Genomic DNA, 16,495 nt, shown 5'->3' on the forward strand with positions numbered 1-16,495 from the left:
GCCACTGAAAAAAGGGTTCGCAGGCAAGTATAGAAGCCTGTGGCCAAGGCCTGGATCAGAGCGCCGGAAGGTCGAGCGGCCGGGCACCGACGATGAACTCCTGGTAACCGGATACGATCACGTAAACCGCGAAATAGCAGAAGATCGCCGCAGATGCCAGGTAGGAATAGCGCAACAGCTTGTCGCCCAGTAGCTTGCCGCCCTGGGTCGCCGCCAGGCACAGGCCCATTGTCCAGGCCAGCCCGGCGCAGAAAAAACCGGCCAGGAACAGCGCGGAATCAGCCGTGCTGCCGCCCCCGGAGCGGGCGATCAGGGTGCCTCCCACGGCGGCGAACCAGAGGATCGCGCTGGGCGAGGACATGGCCAGGAAGATCCCCCGCAGGAACTCCTTGCGCGGCGAGCCCCGGTCCGCCTCGCCACGGGTGTCGAGCAGCGCGTCGTGATGGATCGCGGCGTAGATCATCTTCGCCGCGAAGTACACCAGCAGCGCCGAACCGCCAAGCCACAGCACCCAGCGCACCGTCTCGTACTGCAGCAAAACGGTCATCCCGGCCAGGGCCAGCAGCGCATAGACCAGGTCTCCGACACAGGTACCCAGGCCCAGGCAAAAGCCCTGGAAGTAACCACGCTGCATGGCCAGGGTGATCATCGCGATATTGGCCACGCCGATATCCAGGCACAACGAAAGGCTGAGCAAGAAGCCGCTGGTGAATTCCATCATCCATCCCATGTACTGCTGTTGTTCGAAGGCTCGTCGGGGGCGCTCGTGCCCGGGAAAACCTGCCTGGCCCGCCCCTTTGCCGGCCAGGGCCAGCAAGAAGCGTGCACGTTATAGCGGCAAAGCCTGCGCCCCCGCAAATGCCCGCCAGCCCGGGAAAATAATTTTTCGCGCCTCTGGACAAGCCGCCGCCAGCGCCCTTATCGTCTGCCCCGCAGGCCACCGCAGTGGCCAACGTCGCTCGGACGGTTCCGGGCGCTTACGTCTTCTCGAGGCAACCATGGCCGAACAAGTTTCGCCGCGCCGCTTTGCGCGTATCGATCGACTCCCCCCCTACGTTTTCAATATCACTGCCGAGCTGAAGATGGCTGCGCGTCGGCGCGGCGAAGACATCATCGACTTGAGCATGGGTAACCCCGACGGCGCGACTCCGCCGCATATCGTCGAGAAGCTGGTGCAGGTCGCCCAGCGCGAAGACACCCATGGCTATTCCACCTCCAGGGGCATTCCACGGCTGCGCCGGGCGATTTCCCGCTGGTACCAGGAGCGCTACCAGGTCGACATCGACCCGGAAAGCGAAGCCATCGTCACCATCGGCTCCAAGGAAGGCCTGGCGCACCTGATGCTCGCCACCCTGGACCACGGCGACACGGTGCTGGTGCCCAACCCCAGCTATCCGATCCATATCTACGGTGCGGTGATCGCCGGCGCCCAGGTGCGCTCGGTGCCGCTGGTGCCCGGCGTGGACTTCTTCGCCGAACTGGAACAGGCCATCCGCGGCTCGATCCCCAAGCCGAAGATGATGATCCTCGGCTTCCCGTCCAACCCCACCTCGCAGTGCGTGGAGCTGGACTTCTTCGAACGGGTGATCGCCCTGGCCAAGCAGTACGACGTGCTGGTGATCCACGACCTGGCCTACGCCGACATCGTCTACGACGGCTGGAAGGCCCCGTCGATCATGCAGGTACCCGGGGCCAAGGACATCGCGGTGGAGTTCTTCACCCTGTCCAAGAGCTACAACATGGCCGGCTGGCGCATCGGCTTCATGGTCGGCAACCCGGAGCTGGTCAGCGCCCTGGCGCGGATCAAGAGCTACCACGACTACGGTACCTTCACCCCGCTGCAGGTGGCTGCCATCGCGGCCCTGGAAGGCGACCAACAGTGCGTGCGCGATATCGCCGAGCAGTACCGGCAGCGGCGCAATGTGCTGGTCAAGGGCCTGCATGAGCTGGGCTGGATGGTGGAGAACCCCAAGGCCTCGATGTACGTCTGGGCCAAGATCCCGGAAGCCTATGCCCACCTGGGCTCGCTGGAGTTCGCCAAGAAGCTGCTGGCCGAGGCCAAGGTCTGCGTCTCGCCGGGCGTAGGGTTCGGCGAGTACGGTGACGATCACGTGCGCTTTGCCCTGATCGAGAACCAGGACCGTATCCGCCAGGCCGTACGAGGCATCCGCGGCATGTTCCGCGCCGACGGCCTGGTGCACAAATGCGCGTGATGCGGCTTCTGTAGGAGCCAGGCTTGCCGGCGCTGAACGATAACGCGGCGAGCCAGCCATCGCGGGCAATCGAGCGTCGACCGGCCGCTCCTACCATCGAACAGGCACAAAAAAACCGCATCGCTGCGGTTTTTTTGTGGGCGGCATAGCGCAGGAGGTCAGACCACCAGCGACAGCAACAAGATGAAGATCAGGCCCACCACCGACAGGATGGTCTCCATGGCCGTCCAGGTCTTGAAGGTCTCGGCCACGGTCATGTTGAAGTACTGCTTGACCAGCCAGAAGCCGGCATCGTTGACGTGGGACAGGATCAGCGACCCGGCGCCGGTGGCCAGCACCAGCAGCTCGCGGTTGACCCCGGGGATCATCCCCACCACCGGGACCACGATTCCGGCGCCCGTGATGGTGGCCACGGTGGCAGAACCAGTGGCGATGCGGATCACCGCCGCTACCAGCCAGGCCAGCAGGATCGGCGAGATCTGCGCGTTGACCGCCATGTGGCCGATCACGTCACCCACGCCACTGGTCACCAGCATCTGCTTGAAACCGCCACCGGCACCGATGATCAGGATGATCGCCGCGGTCGGTGCCAGGCTGGCGTCCAGGAGCTTGAGCATGCGCTTGGAGTCGATGTTCTGCTTGTAGCCGAAGGTGTACAGCGACAGCAGCAGCGCCAGGAGCAAGGCGGTGATCGGGTGGCCGATCATGTCCATCCAGATGCGGAAGAAATGCCCGTCGGCCAGGGCCACGTCGGCGAAGGTCTTGAGCAGCATCAGGAACACCGGCAGCAGCACGGTCACCAGGGTCACGCTGAAGCTCGGCAGCTCGCTGCTCTGGGGTTCGCGGGCCAGCTGGTCCACCAGCTCCTGGGATGGATTGCCGGGAATGTACTTGGCAATGAAGGTGCCGTAGATCGGACCGGCGATGATCGCCGTGGGCAGTGCCACGATCAGGCCGTAGAGGATGGTCTTGCCGATGTCGGCGCCGAACACGCCGATAGCCAGCAGCGGCCCCGGGTGTGGCGGCACCAGGCCGTGGACCGCGGACAGGCCGGCCAGCAACGGGATACCGATCTTGATCAGCGAGACCCCGGTACGCCGGGCGACGATGAACACCAGCGGGATCAGCAGCACGAAGCCGATCTCGAAGAACAGCGGGATGCCCACCAGGAAGGCGGCGAACATCATCGCCCACTGCACCCGCTCCTTGCCGAACGAACGGATCAGGGTCTGGGCGATCTGATCGGCGCCGCCGGACTCGGCCATCATCTTGCCGAGCATGGTGCCCAGCGCCAGGATGATGCCGACGAAACCGAGCACGCCACCGAAGCCGTCCTGGAAGGCCTTGATGATCTTGTCCACCGGCATGCCCGAGGTCAGGCCCAGGAAGCCGGCCGCGATGATCAGAGCAATGAAGGGATGCAGCTTGAAACGGGTGATCAAGACGATCAGCCCGATGATGGTGACCACTGCATCAACCAGCAGATAGGTCTCTTGGGACATGCCAAACATGAGTTTGCCTCCGGTTTGTTGTTTTTATTAAAGCGTTAAAAACAAGGGCCGAGTGGATAGCGCTACCTTTTTCGAGGCGACACTTAGCGTGAAGGTTCGAGGCCGTTTGCCAGCCACCATTGGTGGGCCAGTTCGGCCAGGCGCAGGACGCTCAGGTTGCTGGCATCCAGGGCCAGGGTGAGCGGTTCCCCCACCGGGGATTCGAGGGTGGCGAACTGGCTGTCGATCAGGGTCGATGGCATGAAATGCCCTGGCCGGTGCGCTACGCGGTCGGCGGCGACTTCCGGGCTCAGTTCGAGGAAGACAAAGCCCAGGCCGGGGGTCGCGGCGCGCAGGCGCTCGCGATACTGGCGCTTGAGGGCCGAGCAGGTCAGTACCGGCTGCTGGCCGGCGGCCAGGGCACGGCGCAATTCCTCGCACAGGCTGTCGAGCCAGCCGGCGCGGTCGTCGTCGTCGAGGGGAATTCCGGCACTCATCTTGGCGATGTTCGCGGCAGGGTGGAACGTATCGCCTTCAATGGCCGTGGCACCGCTGCGCTGGCACAGGGCCTGGCTGACGCTGGATTTGCCACAGCCGGCAACGCCCATGATGACCAGGGCGGTAATAGGTTGACTCATATAAGACCTCAGCGCGCAGACAGCGCTACCTTCGCTAGTTCTAGTTCTAGTACAAAAACAGTGTCTGCCGACGCCTTCTTGTCATTTTTGTGGGTTGCCGCGTATATAGTCCGCCAAAACCAAAGAGCGAGGAGTCAGGCACACCTCGCTCACGCATTGCAGCTGTTTTAGGACAGCGCTACCTTAGTGACTTGAATTTTGTTTGGCAAGCCGTCTGATGACCACCCAGAAGAACGATAAAAATTCCCGTACCACGGGCCGCCCAACCCTCAACGAAGTCGCACGCCTGGCTGGCGTCAGCCCGATCACCGCTTCCAGGGCGCTGCGCGGCGTCAGCAGCGTGGCCACCGAACTGGTGGAAAAAGTGCAGAAGGCGGCGCTGGAGCTGAACTACGTGGTCAACTCCGCCGCCCGCGCCCTGGCCTCGGCCCAGAGCCAGTCGGTGGTGGTACTGGTGCCGTCGCTGTCGAACCTGCTGTTCATCGAAACCCTGGAAGCCATCCACCAGGTCCTGCGGCCCAAGGGCTTCGAAGTGCTGATCGGCAACTACCACTACTCCCGGGACGAAGAAGAGAACCTGCTGCGCAACTACATGACCTACCAGCCCCGGGGTTTGCTGCTGACCGGCTTCGACCGCACTGAAAGCGCCCGGCGGATGATCGAGGCGAACAACATTCCCTGCGTCTACATGATGGACCTGGACAGCGCATCCGGGATCAACTGCGTGGGCTTCTCGCAGCTCAGCGCCGGGGAGACCGCCGCCCAGCACCTGATCTCCCGCGGGCGCCGGCACCTGGCCTACATCGGCGCACAACTGGACCAGCGCACCCTGCTGCGCGGCGAAGGCTTCCGCCGAGCCCTGCAGGCTGCCGGGTTGTACAACCCGGACCTGGAACTGCTGACCCCACGCCCCTCCTCCGTGGGTCTGGGCGGCGAGTTGTTCCTGCAACTGATGCAGAACCAGCCCCAGGTGGACGCGATCTTCTTCGGCAACGACGACCTGGCCCAGGGCGCCCTGCTGGAAGCCATGCGCTGCGGCATCAAGGTTCCCGAGCAGGTGGCGGTGCTGGGCTTCAACGACCTGCCGTCCTCGGAATACATGGTGCCGCGCCTGAGCAGCATCAGCACCCCACGGGAAGCCATAGGCCGGCGCGCCGCCGAGCAGATGCTGACCCTCTTGGCCGGTAACAGCGTGGCCGAACCGGTGGTGGACATGGGCTTCGAGCTAAGGGTCCGCGAAAGCACCTGAGGCGCCTCAGGGCCGCAGGCCCAGGGCACCGAGCAACAGGCCGAAGCCCACCAGCACCACGCCGAACAGCTGATCGATCCGGCGCTTGTAGGCCAGCAGCCGGCCAGCGATGGCCGGCGCCGAGAAGAACAGCGCCACCGCCACGAACCACAGCACATGGGCCAGGACGATGATCGCGCCGTAGCCCAGTTGCACCGGCAAGCGGGTTCCCGGCTCGATCACCTGCATGAACAGGCTGAGGACGAAGATCATGGTCTTCGGATTCAGCGCATTGGTCAGCAGGCCACTGCGCAGGGCCGCCCAGCCGGACATCGCCTGGCCCTGCGCCAGCGTCTCCTGCCCAGCCGACGCCGGGCTGCGCAGCAGCTTGTAGCCCAGGTAGATGAGGTACATCGCCCCGGCGCTCTTCAGCACCGTGAACCACAGCAGCGACTGCTGCAGCAGCACCCCTACCCCCAGCAAGCTGTAGCCGATATGCAGCATGACCCCCAGCCCGATGCCCAGGGCGGTGAGCACGCCGTGGCGCCGCGAAAGCATCAGGCTGTTGCGGGTGACCAGGGCGAAATCGGCTCCGGGGCTGAGCACCGCGAGCATGGTAATGGTGAGTACGACTAACAGTTGGGTCACGACAGCTACGCCTTGGTTATAGAATCAGGCGCTACTGTATGGGGACCGCCACGGAAACAGCCAACGATGAAAACTGACACTTACGGTGATAAAAACTCACAGTCACTACGTCGCCGCCTGCCGCCACTGGGAGCCCTGCGCTGCTTCGAGGCCGCGGCGCGCCTGGAGAGCTTCACCCGTGCCGGTGCCGCCCTGCACCTGACCCACGGTGCCATCAGCCGCGCCGTACGAGCCCTGGAAGAAGACCTGGGCACGCCGCTGTTCGAGCGTCGCAGCCACCGGGTATTCCTCACCGCCGCCGGCAGCGAGCTGCTGCATAGCGTGAGCCAGGCCCTGGACCTGGTCGAGCACACTGCCGTTCGCCTGCGCAGCGCCCAGGCCCTGGGGCCCTTGGTGTTGTCCTGCGAACCCACCCTGCTGATGCGTTGGTTGATCCCCCGGCTGCCGCAATTCCAGGCGGCACATCCGCAGGTGTCGATCCAACTACAGGCCGGTGGCGGCCCCTTCTCCTTCAATGCCGGGATCGACCTGGCGATCCGCCGCAACGACTTCACCTGGAACAGCGAAACCCAGGCCCACTGGTTGTTCGATGAACGCATCGGCCCGGTGTGCCGCCCGCAGCACCAGGCAGACTGGGCGCCACAGACAGAAGATCGACCGCGACTGGCCGGACACGCCCCGCGCCTGCACAGCGCCACCCGGCCGACGGCCTGGCAGCAGTGGCTGCAATTGCAGCAGCTAGCTGATAGCCCCGCACCACAGGAGCAAGGGTTCGAGCATTTCTACTTCAGCCTGCAAGCGGCCGTGGCGGGACTGGGACTGGCCATCGCGCCCTGGCAACTGGTACGCGACGACCTGGCCAGTGGGCTCTTGTGCGCCCCCTTCGACTTCATCGCCGACGGCAGCGCCTACTACCTGCTGTCGCCAGGCCCCATCGATGCCGACTCGCCGGCAGGGTTACTGTTGCACTGGCTGCAGGAACAGGCCCGGGACTGAGCATTACGCCACCGGCACAGGCGGGCTATCGAGCGCCGGGTCCTGGCCGCTGAGCAGTTGCACCAGGGCCAGGGCGCCTTTCTGCAACGGTTGGCTCTTGAGCCACACAGCATGCACCGGCAAGGTCAGGCCGTTGTCGATGTTCTTGAAACGCAGGCGCTGCAGACGCCCGGCCGCGAATAGCGGGCGCAACACCGACAGCGGGAAGTTGCCCCAGCCGATCCCCGCTTCCACCATGTGCAAGGCCATGGCCAGGCTGTCGGTGCGCCAGCGGGATTCGCCCACCAGGGGCCGGGTATCGCTGATCGGCAAGTCGCGGCTGGCCACCACCACCTGGCGTACCTGGATCAGGTCCTCCAGGTACAGGCTGCCGTCGCTGGCCTGGAACAGCGGATGCCGGGCGGCAATACAGGCCGTCATGCGCTCGCTGCCCACGTACTGGAAGTATTCCAGGGCGTTGACGCTCAAGCCGGCGAATGCCACCGCGACACTGACCCGCCCGCTGTGCAGCAACTGCAGCACATCGTCCTGCGGCGCACTGAGCACTTCCACCTCCAGCAACGGGTAACGCTCGGCAATCAGCTTGATCGCCGCCAGCACTCGCTGCTTGTCGATATCGTCCACCACCGCCACCGCCAGCTTGCTTTCCAGGCCCAGGGACAGCTCGACGGCATGTACCTGCAACTGTCGCAGCTGATCGGCGATCAAGCGCGCATGGGGCGCCAGGGCCAAGGCCAGCGGCGTCGGCACCGGCTCGCGATGGCTGCGATCGAACAAGGCATAACCCAGTTCGGCCTCGAGGTTGGCGATCCCCATGCTGACTGCCGAGGGCACCTTGCCCAGGAACCGGGCGGCGGCGGAAAAGGAGCCGCGCTCGAGCACGGCAAGAAACAACTGGATGCTGTCGCTGGAAAAATTCATCGCCCCAACCTATCAGAAATACTGAAAGCTTCCGACTTTTTCTGTCACTTCAATTGAAGCTATCTTCTGCGCACTTCACCAGCTCCAGGCTGGCTTCCCCCCTTTTTCACCAAGGAACTCCCATGCAAGGCGTGAAACGCAAACTGGTCTATGTCTCGCTGTTCGAAGTATTCGGCATGACCTTCTCGGCCCTGGGCCTGGCCCTGCTGTCCGGCACCTCGCCCACCAGTACCGGCCCGCTGGCCGTGATCATCACCAGCATCGCCGTGACCTGGAACTTCATCTACACCAGCCTGTTCGAGCGTTGGGAAAGTCGTCAGGTCTCGCGGACCCGGACCGTCAAGCGGCGCATCGCCCATGCCGTGGGCTTCCAGCTGACGCTGATCGTGTTCCTGATCCCGCTGATCGCCTGGTGGATGGACATCAGCCTGGTACAGGCCTTCCTGCTGGACCTGGCGCTGATCCTGTTCATCCCGTGCTACACCTTCGCCTTCAACTGGTTGTTCGACCGGGTCTTCGGCCTGCCCGCCTCGGCGCTGCCCGACCCGGCCTGAAAACCGCCAGCGTTGCGCCGGGTAAATTGCCCGTCGCGGCGCCGGCGCGACGCTGTTAGATTCCCAGGACCTGCCAGAACCAAGAACAAGGAAGCGTCATGGGAACCCCCTGCAGAATTCTCGGTAAAGCCTCGTCCATCAACGTCAGGAAAGTCTTGTGGACCTGCGAGGAACTTGGCTTGCCCTATCAACAGGAAGACTGGGGCAGCGGCTTTCGCTCCACCCACACCCCTGAATTCCTTGCCCTCAATCCCAATGCCCAGGTCCCGGTGCTGATCGACGACGCCGGCGTCCTGTGGGAGTCCAACAGCATCTGCCGCTACCTGGCCAACCTGCATCCGGGCAGCGGCCTGCTGCCGATCGCTCCGCGAGCCAGGGCCCTGGTGGAGCAATGGATGGACTGGCAGGCCACGGAGCTCAACCCGTCCTGGAGCTATGCATTCATGGGCCTGGTGCGCCAACACCCCGACTGCCAGGACAGCCGGCGCCTGGGGGCCAGCCTGCTGGCCTGGAATGCCAAGATGCAGATCCTCGAACAGCAACTGGCCCGCACCCAGGCCTATGCCGCCGGCGATCATTTCAGCCTGGCGGATATCGTCCTCGGGCTGTCGGTCAATCGCTGGCGAATGACTCCCATGGAGCACCCGGACTTCCCCGCCGTGGCGGCCTACTACGAACGCCTGAGCCAGCGCCCGGGTTTCCTGTTGCACGGGCGCAACGGCACGCCTTGACCCTGCCTCACTCAATCACTGGAAGTACGACATGGACAGACTCAACGTACTGCTGACGGGCGCCTGCGGCCGGATAGGCAAGGTATTTTTCCAGGGCAGCCTGGAGCGCTATCGCTTCACCCTCACCGATCGGCTGGAACCGACCTTCGAGGTTCCCGCTCCCCACCGCTTCGTGCGCCTGGACCTGAACGACCCGCAGGCCATCGAGCAATTGCTGGCCGGCATCGACGTCATCGTGCATCTGGCCGGGATTCCCCATGCCCAGGCCGGCTTCGACGAGTTGCTCCCCAACAACATCCTCGCCACCACCTACCTGTTCGAGGCGGCAGCGAACGCCGGCTGCCAGCGCCTGGTGTTCGCCAGTAGTGCCCAGACCATCGAAGGCTACCCCGTGGATCGGCAGATCGACACGAACATGCCCGTGATGCCGGCCAACCTGTACGGCGTGAGCAAGTGCTACGGCGAGGCGCTGTGCGGGTTCTATGCCGGCAAGGGACTGTCGTGCATCGCCTTGCGCATCGGTGCCTTTGAGTTCCCCGACCAGCATGAACTGACCACCACCCGCGACCTCAGCGCCTGGCTCAGCCCACGGGATGCCGTACAACTGCTGCAGCGCGCGGTACAAACGCCAGGAATCCGGCACTTCATCGGCCATGGCATTTCCAACAACCGCTTCAAGCGCCTGGATCTGAGCGAAACACGGCGCGTCCTGGGTTATGAACCGGTGGATGATGCCTTCCAGCAAGACTTCGGCATCGCCATCACCTATTGAGCCAATCCCCGGCCCTGGCAAGCCGGCCAAGCCGGTTATTGCCAGGAAGCGGCAAGAACTGTCCGCTTTCTGCCTTCTCGGGCCTGCCGCCGGCCACAACCCATTGATTTACAAGGACCTGATCATGGGCATGGAATTTGCTAAATTTTTGGCCTGGTTCCCTTACACAGGTTCTCGATCATGTTCGTTAACGCCCAGACATCCGTTTCAGTGCAGCCTACTGCGCGCACCGACATGGACCCGACCACGGCCGCCGCCAGTGCGTTGTACAGCGGCATGCTGCAACAAGCGCAACAATCGGTGACCGTCCCGGCAACCCAGTCCAACCAGCAGCAGGTCAACAACGTCGACGACAACGTCAACGCCGCCTTCGCCAAGACCCGCGTCCTGCTGCAACAAGCCACGCCACCGGCCGCCAACACGCCACAGGCCAACAGCGCGACCCAGAGCGATGCCCTGTCCGACTTCAAGGACTACATGAGTAAAAGCCCCGAGCAGCGCCTGCGCGACAACATCCTCAAGGAGCTGGGGCTGACCGAGGAAGACCTGAAGAACCTGCCGCCGGAGCGCCAGATGGCGATCAACCAGGAAATCACCCAGCGCATGCAAGACAAGGTGAAACTGGCCAAGGAAGAACAGCAGCAGTCCAAGGACAGCGTGAAGCCGCTGGAAGAGAAGTTCCTCGCGTCGCTGTAAAGCCTGGCGACGCAAGGTCGGATAATGAACAAGGGTTCCCACCGGGAACCCTTTTTCGTACCTAGCCGGCTACTGCAATTGCAGGGATGTATTGAACTGGCTGATGGCATCCACCACATGCCGCGAGCCCTGCTGGATCTCCAGGATCACTTCCCCCGCCTCGTTCGCCAGCTCGACCCCCAGCCCGGTGCGGCTCAGGCTCGATTGCATGCTGGTGACCGCGCTCTTGGACAGGTCGTGGTTCTTGCGCACCACCTCGACGATCTCCACCGTCGCCTGGCTGGTACGGGCCGCCAGGCTGCGCACCTCGTCCGCCACCACCGCAAAACCTCGCCCATGCTCTCCGGCCCGGGCAGCCTCGATGGCGGCATTGAGCGCCAGCAGGTTGGTCTGGTCGGCAATCCCGCGGATGGTCTGGACGATGGTACCGATGATCTCCGACTGCTTGCTCACCGCATCGATACTGAGCGCCGCTTCGTTCAGATCGCGGGAGATCTGCTGGATGATCCCCACCGTCTGCTGCACCACCTCCGAACCTTTCTGCGCGCAGGCGTCGTTCTGTACCGAAGTGCTATGGGCCGATTCTGCGGCGGACTGCAAGGTGGTCATCTGCTGGGTGATGTCGCTGGCGAACTTGACCACCTTGTACAGCCGGCCCTTGGCATCGAACAGCGGGTTGTAGGAGGCCTCGAGGAACACCGTCTGGCCGTACTTGTTCTCCCGCTCGAAGCGATGGGAGTGGTACTCGCCACGGTTCAGGGAGGCCCAGAACTGCTTGTACTCGGCGGACTCGGATTCGGCCCGGTGGCAGAACATGCTGTGGTGCTGGCCGACGATCTCGGCGAGGGAGTACTGCATGGTCTTGAGGAAGTTGTCGTTGGCCGTGATGATCCGGCCGTCCGGGCTGAACTCGATGATCGCCATGGAGCGACCGATGGCGTTGAGCAGGCTCTGGTTCTCGTGCTCCAGATGGATCCGGTCGGAAATGTCAGAGGCGACCTTGATCACGCTCCTGACCTGGCGATTGGCGTCGAACACCGGCATGTAGCTGGCTTCGAGCCAGATCTCCTCGCCCTTCTTGTTCAGCCGCACGAAGGTGTCGCTGATCGGTTCGCCCCGGGCCAGGTCGCGCCACAGCTTGTTGTAGTCCTCGCTGCGGTAGAACTCTTCTTCGCAGAAAATCCGGTGATGCTTGCCGCGTATTTCCTCGACGGAATAACCCATGACCTGGCAGAAGTTCTCGTTGGCGTCGAGGATGACTCCATCGGGGGAAAACTCGATCATCGCCATGGAACGACTGATGGCCGCCAACTTGCCGTTGGCTTCGCTCAAGGCGCAGTTGAAACGCTCGATTTCCAGCAGGTCAGCCTTGTGATGTAGGTTAAACATGGTCGTATCACCTTCAACGCTGTCTTTTGATTGACGGAAGTTCCTAGTCTTTCAACTGATCCACCACAACGTTCATAAAACATGGCAAGCGCTCCCTGCATATGCGCAAGGAAGTGTCAGGTGATAAATGATGTTTAATCGGAGAGTCCATGTTGCAACACTCTTATCAAGCCATCCTTTTCTCGATGACCCATTGCCGGGTCGGACCTAACAGGACATCAGGCTCCCTCCGAGCGAACGCTCCTGAGCCGGCGACGCCTCTGGCCTGGCACTCTTGCGGTGACTGGCAACTGCGGCGCAGCGTTCTGGAAAGAGTCGAACAAACATCGTCTACATGGACATGAACATCGCGAAGCAGATATTCGAAGGCCGACGGATACGAATTTTCACGCTTGAGCATAGACAGCCGTCGACTCTATGCAAGTCCACTAGTCAGGCTGTTCGCGCAACTTTCCCGGCATTGCAGTTGATTAGCGATCATGTAACAAACAAGACACGAACATTGCCTGCTTACTGCTCTTGACGAGACTGCCCGTCAACGCTCGTCGAGAATGTCGAGGAAGGCTCGCACCAACGCATTGGGCTCGCTGCCGGTGGCCGGCACCAGGGCGAACTCACGCTCCAGGGCGGTGGCCAAGGGCACTACCCGCAGTCCCTGGCGCTGTTCGGGCAAGGTGCTGCGGGGCACCAGGGTCACTCCCAGCCGTTCGCGCACCAGGCTGAAGGCGCTGTTCCACTCGCGCACCTCGACCCGTACATCCGCCAAGGCCAGGCCCGCCTTGGCGGCCAGGCTGCGAGCATTCACCGAGCAGCCGCCCGTGGCCAGGACGAAGGGCTGGGCCACAAGGCTCGCCAGGTCGATGCTGGACCCGCGCCAGGCATGATCCTCGGGCAGTACTGCGACCCAGGAGTCGCGGCCCAGCAACCACGAGCGACGCTCGGGCTCCGGGTTCAGCACCACGCCCAGGTCCACCAACTGCGCGTCGAGCAAGGCATCCACTTCGTCGTCGCTGACCTCCAGTTGCACCACCTCGATCCCCGGGTAGAGCTGGTTGAAGCGCTGCAGCAACGGCGGCATGAAGCTCGCCATCACCACCGGAAACCCTGCCAGCCGCAGGCTGCCCCGGGGGATGCCGCGGGCGGTGTCCACCAGCTGACGAATCTGCGCCAGGGAGCCGAGCATCGCTCGCGCCTGCTCCAGCACTTGCAGGCCGATCGCCGTGGGCAGGACCCGGCGGTGGTCGCGGACGAACAAGCGCACGCCAAGCATGTCCTCCATCTGCGCCAGGGCCTGGCTGGCGCCGGATTGCGTCATGCCCACTTGCCCGGCGGCGCGGGTGATGGTGCCGTACTCGGCAATGGCCACCAACAACCGCCAGTGCATCAAGTTCATCATGACAGTAGCTATCCTTATGGAGTATTTCTGAAAGAGTAATTTTACCCATGTTGCCGGTGTCCTCCACACTGGCTCCACCTTCACCTCAAAGGGAATTGCCCATGAAACTCTACTACGCTCCCCAAGCCTGCTCCCTGGCCTCCCACATCATCCTGCGGGAACTGCAACTGCCGTTCGAACTGGTCCGCGTCGACGTCCACACCAAACGCACCGCGGACGGCCAGGACTTCTACAGCATCAACCCCAAGGGCTACGTGGTGGCGCTGCAGCTGGACAACGGCGAGCTGCTGACCGAGGGCCCCGCAGTCCTGCAATACCTTGCCGACCTCAAGCCCGAGGCCGGCCTCGCCGCAGCCACTGGCACCTGGCAGCGGGTCCGCCTGCAAGAGACCCTGAACTTCATCACCACTGAAGTCCACGGTATCCTCAACTGGCTGTTCAACCCCGATTTCGGGGACAAGGCCCGGGAAATATTCCGCCAGAAATTGGCCAAGCGCCTGGCCTTCGTGGACAAGCAACTGGAACGCCAGGATTACCTGCAAGGCGCCCAGTTCGGAGTCGCCGATGCCTACCTGTTCACCGTGCTGCGCTGGACTGCGCTGTTCGATATCGACCTGGCGACGTGGCCGGCCCTGGTGAAATTCCAGGCCCGCGTCGAACAGCGCCCGGCCGTGCGCGCGGCGCTGGAAATCGAACTGGCCTGAACCGACCGCTGACCTTTGAGCGGTACCGAACCGGTGCCGCCTCCCGGATCGATCACGCTGGTGCGAGCCACCTGTGATCGGCCCGGGATTTACTTATAATTCGCGCTCCTCCACCACCCGCCGTGCCCATGCCCAGCTACCGTATCAGCCAGCTTGCCGAGGCCTCGCGGCCCTTGTTGAACAAGTTCTATCGCCAGCATCGATCCTCCATGCGCGCTTCGGCCGATGGCCAGCTGTGGGTGTTGCGCGATGGCGAGATTCTGGCGGGAATGAGCCTGAGCCCGGTGGCCCAGGGACATTGGTTGACGGGGTTGTTCGTTGCCCCGCCCCAACGCGGCCAGGGTTTGGCCGGGCGTTTGCTGGAAGGCGCGCTAGGTTCGCTCGAAGGCCCGGTCTGGCTGTTCTGCCACCCGGACCTTGTCCCCTGGTACCAACGCCTGGGATTTGTCGCCGCTCTCCAACTGCCGCAACCCCTGGCCGAACGGCTGCTGCGCTACCAGCGCAGCAAACCGCTGCTGGCCATGGCCCGGGGTTGAACCCCGAAGTCAGTCGTCGGCCTGGGGATCGAGGTCGGGAAACAGCACCTCGGTGAACCCGAACTTGCGAAAATCGCTGATACGCGATGGGTACAGGCGGCCGATCAAGTGGTCGCATTCATGCTGCACCACCCGGGCATGGAAACCCGAGGCCACGCGGACGATGGGCTCGCCCTTGGGATCGAAGCCTTCGTAGCGGATATGCCGGTGACGTTGGACCACGCCACGCATGCCTGGTACCGAGAGACAGCCCTCCCAACCCTCTTCCAGTTCCGGGTTCAAGGGGGTGATCAAAGGGTTGATGAGGATGGTCTGCGGCACCGCCTCGGCGTCCGGGTAACGCTCGCTGTGCTCGAAACCGAAGATCACCAGCTGCAGGTCGACGCCGATCTGCGGCGCCGCCAGCCCCACGCCACCGACGCTTTCCATGGTCTGGAACATATCGTCGATCAGCTCCCAGAGTTGCGGGCTGTCGAACATCTCGGGCGGTACCGGGGGAGCGATGCGCAGCAGGCGCTCATCGCCCATCTTGAGGATTTCACGGATCATGTTCAGGCTTCGTCAGTGCTCGGCTGGAGCGAGTGATCGCGGCCCAGTCCCGAAACGTGTTGTTTGTCGCCGGGCTCGTCAAAGTCCTTTGCACCAGGGTCCTTGCCTTCGGCCGACATGTGTTCGATCACCGCATTCATTTCCGCCCCCAGCAACAACACCGCCGAAGAGATGTAGAAGTACAGGAGCAGGACGATGATCGCGCCGATACTGCCATACATCGCGTTGTAGTTAGCGAAGGTTTTCACATAGTAGGCGAACCCCAGGGAAGCGATGATCCACACCACCACCGCCAGCACCGAACCTGGGGTGATGAAGCGGAATTTCTGCTTCACATCGGGCATCACGTAGTACATCAAGGCCACCGCCACCATCATCAGTAGCACGATCACCGGCCAGCGCAGGATGGTCCACAAGGTGACGATGAAATCCTCCAGGCCCACCTGCCCTGCCAGCCAGGCCATCACCTGCGGCCCCAGGACCATCAGCGCCGCAGCCGCCAGGAGCATGCCGGCGATGCCGACGGTGTAGAAGATCGACAGCGGGAAGCGCTTCCAGATCGGCCGCCCCTCCACCACGTCGTAGGCGGCATTCATCGCGCTCATCATCAGCCGCACGCCCGCCGAGGCGGTCCACAGGGCGATGACGATACCCACCGACAACAGTCCACCCTTGGACTGCTGCAATTGGTCGATCACCGGGTTCACCTGCTCCAGGGCTTCGCGGGGCAGCACCAGCTCGGCCTGCAAGCGCAGCCAGGAAAAGAAGTCCGGCAGGTGCAGGAAACCGATCAGGGCGATGAGGAAGAGGATGAAGGGAAACAGCGAGAACAGCATCTGGTAGGCCAGGGCCGAGGCATAGGTGGACATCTCGTCCGCGATGAACTCGTTGACCGTGCGGATCAGCACCCGATGCAAGGGCAGGCCTTTGAGGTCCGGAAAAATCATAGCGTCTCCTTTCGCCGCAAAAAGGTTGAAGTCGCTGGCGACTCAGGGGGCGTTTTCTACAACAAATTAGCCTAGTTGGCGAACCAC

18 protein-coding genes and 1 pseudogene are annotated in these 16,495 nt (G+C 63.1%); 9 read left to right on the forward strand and 10 right to left on the reverse strand.

Translation table 11 applies throughout. The features are described from left to right. Window positions 1–55: 55 nt before the first annotated feature. The gene (locus C4K40_RS23670; protein WP_053137252.1) at window positions 56–718 is read right to left on the reverse strand and encodes a LysE family translocator; all 663 of its coding nucleotides are present in this window, start codon (window positions 716–718) and stop codon (window positions 56–58) included. A 280-nt stretch (window positions 719–998) separates the two neighbouring features. On the opposite strand from C4K40_RS23670, the gene alaC reads away from it, so the two are divergent. Further along, the gene (gene alaC / locus C4K40_RS23675) at window positions 999–2,213 is read left to right on the forward strand and encodes an alanine transaminase (RefSeq protein ID WP_053137176.1); all 1,215 of its coding nucleotides are present in this window, start codon (window positions 999–1,001) and stop codon (window positions 2,211–2,213) included. Between the two features lie 158 nt (window positions 2,214–2,371). Here the strand turns inward: alaC and C4K40_RS23680 are convergent, their stop codons facing one another. Both C4K40_RS23680 and C4K40_RS23685 read right to left on the reverse strand, forming a co-directional pair. Continuing rightward, window positions 2,372–3,724: a GntP family permease gene (locus C4K40_RS23680; protein ID WP_053137179.1), complete on the reverse strand. Its 1,353-nt coding sequence runs from the start codon at window positions 3,722–3,724 to the stop codon at window positions 2,372–2,374. An 83-nt stretch (window positions 3,725–3,807) separates the two neighbouring features. Next, on the reverse strand, window positions 3,808–4,341 hold the full coding sequence (locus C4K40_RS23685) for a gluconokinase (RefSeq protein ID WP_022640405.1): 534 nt from the start codon (window positions 4,339–4,341) through the stop codon (window positions 3,808–3,810). Between the two features lie 217 nt (window positions 4,342–4,558). On the opposite strand from C4K40_RS23685, the gene C4K40_RS23690 reads away from it, so the two are divergent. Beyond that, on the forward strand, window positions 4,559–5,590 hold the full coding sequence (locus C4K40_RS23690; protein WP_053137182.1) for a LacI family DNA-binding transcriptional regulator: 1,032 nt from the start codon (window positions 4,559–4,561) through the stop codon (window positions 5,588–5,590). 6 nt (window positions 5,591–5,596) lie between these two features. Here the strand turns inward: C4K40_RS23690 and C4K40_RS23695 are convergent, their stop codons facing one another. Then, entirely contained in the window at window positions 5,597–6,217 is a 621-nt protein-coding gene (locus C4K40_RS23695) for a LysE family transporter (protein ID WP_022640406.1), read from the reverse strand. 66 nt (window positions 6,218–6,283) lie between these two features. Between C4K40_RS23695 and C4K40_RS23700 the strand changes: the two genes are divergently transcribed. Next, window positions 6,284–7,213, forward strand: coding sequence for a LysR family transcriptional regulator (locus tag C4K40_RS23700; RefSeq protein WP_022640407.1), 930 nt, complete (start codon window positions 6,284–6,286; stop codon window positions 7,211–7,213). Window positions 7,214–7,216: 3 nt separating this feature from the next. On the opposite strand, the gene C4K40_RS23705 is transcribed toward C4K40_RS23700, so the two are convergent. Next, entirely contained in the window at window positions 7,217–8,134 is a 918-nt protein-coding gene (locus C4K40_RS23705) for a LysR family transcriptional regulator (RefSeq protein WP_053137185.1), read from the reverse strand. Between the two features lie 122 nt (window positions 8,135–8,256). On the opposite strand from C4K40_RS23705, the gene C4K40_RS23710 reads away from it, so the two are divergent. From C4K40_RS23710 to C4K40_RS23725, 4 genes are all read left to right on the forward strand, one after another. Further along, window positions 8,257–8,688 carry a PACE efflux transporter gene (locus C4K40_RS23710; RefSeq protein ID WP_022640409.1) on the forward strand — a complete coding sequence of 144 codons (432 nt, stop codon included), beginning with the start codon at window positions 8,257–8,259 and terminating at the stop codon, window positions 8,686–8,688. Between the two features lie 98 nt (window positions 8,689–8,786). Next, the gene (locus C4K40_RS23715) at window positions 8,787–9,419 is read left to right on the forward strand and encodes a glutathione S-transferase family protein (protein ID WP_053137188.1); all 633 of its coding nucleotides are present in this window, start codon (window positions 8,787–8,789) and stop codon (window positions 9,417–9,419) included. Window positions 9,420–9,450: 31 nt separating this feature from the next. Beyond that, window positions 9,451–10,191: an NAD(P)-dependent oxidoreductase gene (locus tag C4K40_RS23720; RefSeq protein WP_022640411.1), complete on the forward strand. Its 741-nt coding sequence runs from the start codon at window positions 9,451–9,453 to the stop codon at window positions 10,189–10,191. A gap of 180 nt (window positions 10,192–10,371) precedes the next feature. After that, window positions 10,372–10,887 (forward strand): hypothetical protein, encoded by a 516-nt coding sequence (locus C4K40_RS23725; protein WP_053137191.1) that lies wholly within the window; start codon window positions 10,372–10,374, stop codon window positions 10,885–10,887. Between the two features lie 69 nt (window positions 10,888–10,956). Here C4K40_RS23725 and C4K40_RS32280 read toward each other — a convergent pair whose 3' ends face one another. The 3 genes and pseudogenes from C4K40_RS32280 to C4K40_RS23735 all read right to left on the reverse strand — a co-directional run bounded on the left by C4K40_RS32280 (window position 10,957) and on the right by C4K40_RS23735 (window position 13,672). Beyond that, the gene (locus C4K40_RS32280) at window positions 10,957–11,496 is read right to left on the reverse strand and encodes a methyl-accepting chemotaxis protein (RefSeq protein WP_235777309.1); all 540 of its coding nucleotides are present in this window, start codon (window positions 11,494–11,496) and stop codon (window positions 10,957–10,959) included. 6 nt (window positions 11,497–11,502) lie between these two features. Continuing rightward, a pseudogene (locus tag C4K40_RS32285) lies at window positions 11,503–12,276 on the reverse strand (PAS domain-containing protein); the annotation flags it as partial. A gap of 535 nt (window positions 12,277–12,811) precedes the next feature. After that, the gene (locus C4K40_RS23735; protein ID WP_053137197.1) at window positions 12,812–13,672 is read right to left on the reverse strand and encodes a LysR family transcriptional regulator; all 861 of its coding nucleotides are present in this window, start codon (window positions 13,670–13,672) and stop codon (window positions 12,812–12,814) included. Between the two features lie 101 nt (window positions 13,673–13,773). Here C4K40_RS23735 and gstA point away from each other — a divergent pair, with 101 nt between their 5' ends. Both gstA and C4K40_RS23745 read left to right on the forward strand, forming a co-directional pair. Continuing rightward, window positions 13,774–14,376 (forward strand): glutathione transferase GstA, encoded by a 603-nt coding sequence (gstA, locus tag C4K40_RS23740; protein WP_053137200.1) that lies wholly within the window; start codon window positions 13,774–13,776, stop codon window positions 14,374–14,376. Window positions 14,377–14,504: 128 nt separating this feature from the next. Then, window positions 14,505–14,912, forward strand: coding sequence for a GNAT family N-acetyltransferase (locus C4K40_RS23745; RefSeq protein ID WP_053137203.1), 408 nt, complete (start codon window positions 14,505–14,507; stop codon window positions 14,910–14,912). A gap of 9 nt (window positions 14,913–14,921) precedes the next feature. On the opposite strand, the gene def is transcribed toward C4K40_RS23745, so the two are convergent. Further along, on the reverse strand, window positions 14,922–15,461 hold the full coding sequence (gene def / locus C4K40_RS23750; protein WP_022640418.1) for a peptide deformylase: 540 nt from the start codon (window positions 15,459–15,461) through the stop codon (window positions 14,922–14,924). 2 nt (window positions 15,462–15,463) lie between these two features. Further along, entirely contained in the window at window positions 15,464–16,408 is a 945-nt protein-coding gene (locus C4K40_RS23755; protein WP_022640419.1) for a YihY/virulence factor BrkB family protein, read from the reverse strand. Between the last annotated feature and the right edge of the window lie 87 nt (window positions 16,409–16,495).

The organism is Pseudomonas sp. CMR5c (assembly GCF_003850545.1).
GTDB classification, from domain to species: domain Bacteria; phylum Pseudomonadota; class Gammaproteobacteria; order Pseudomonadales; family Pseudomonadaceae; genus Aquipseudomonas; species Aquipseudomonas piscis.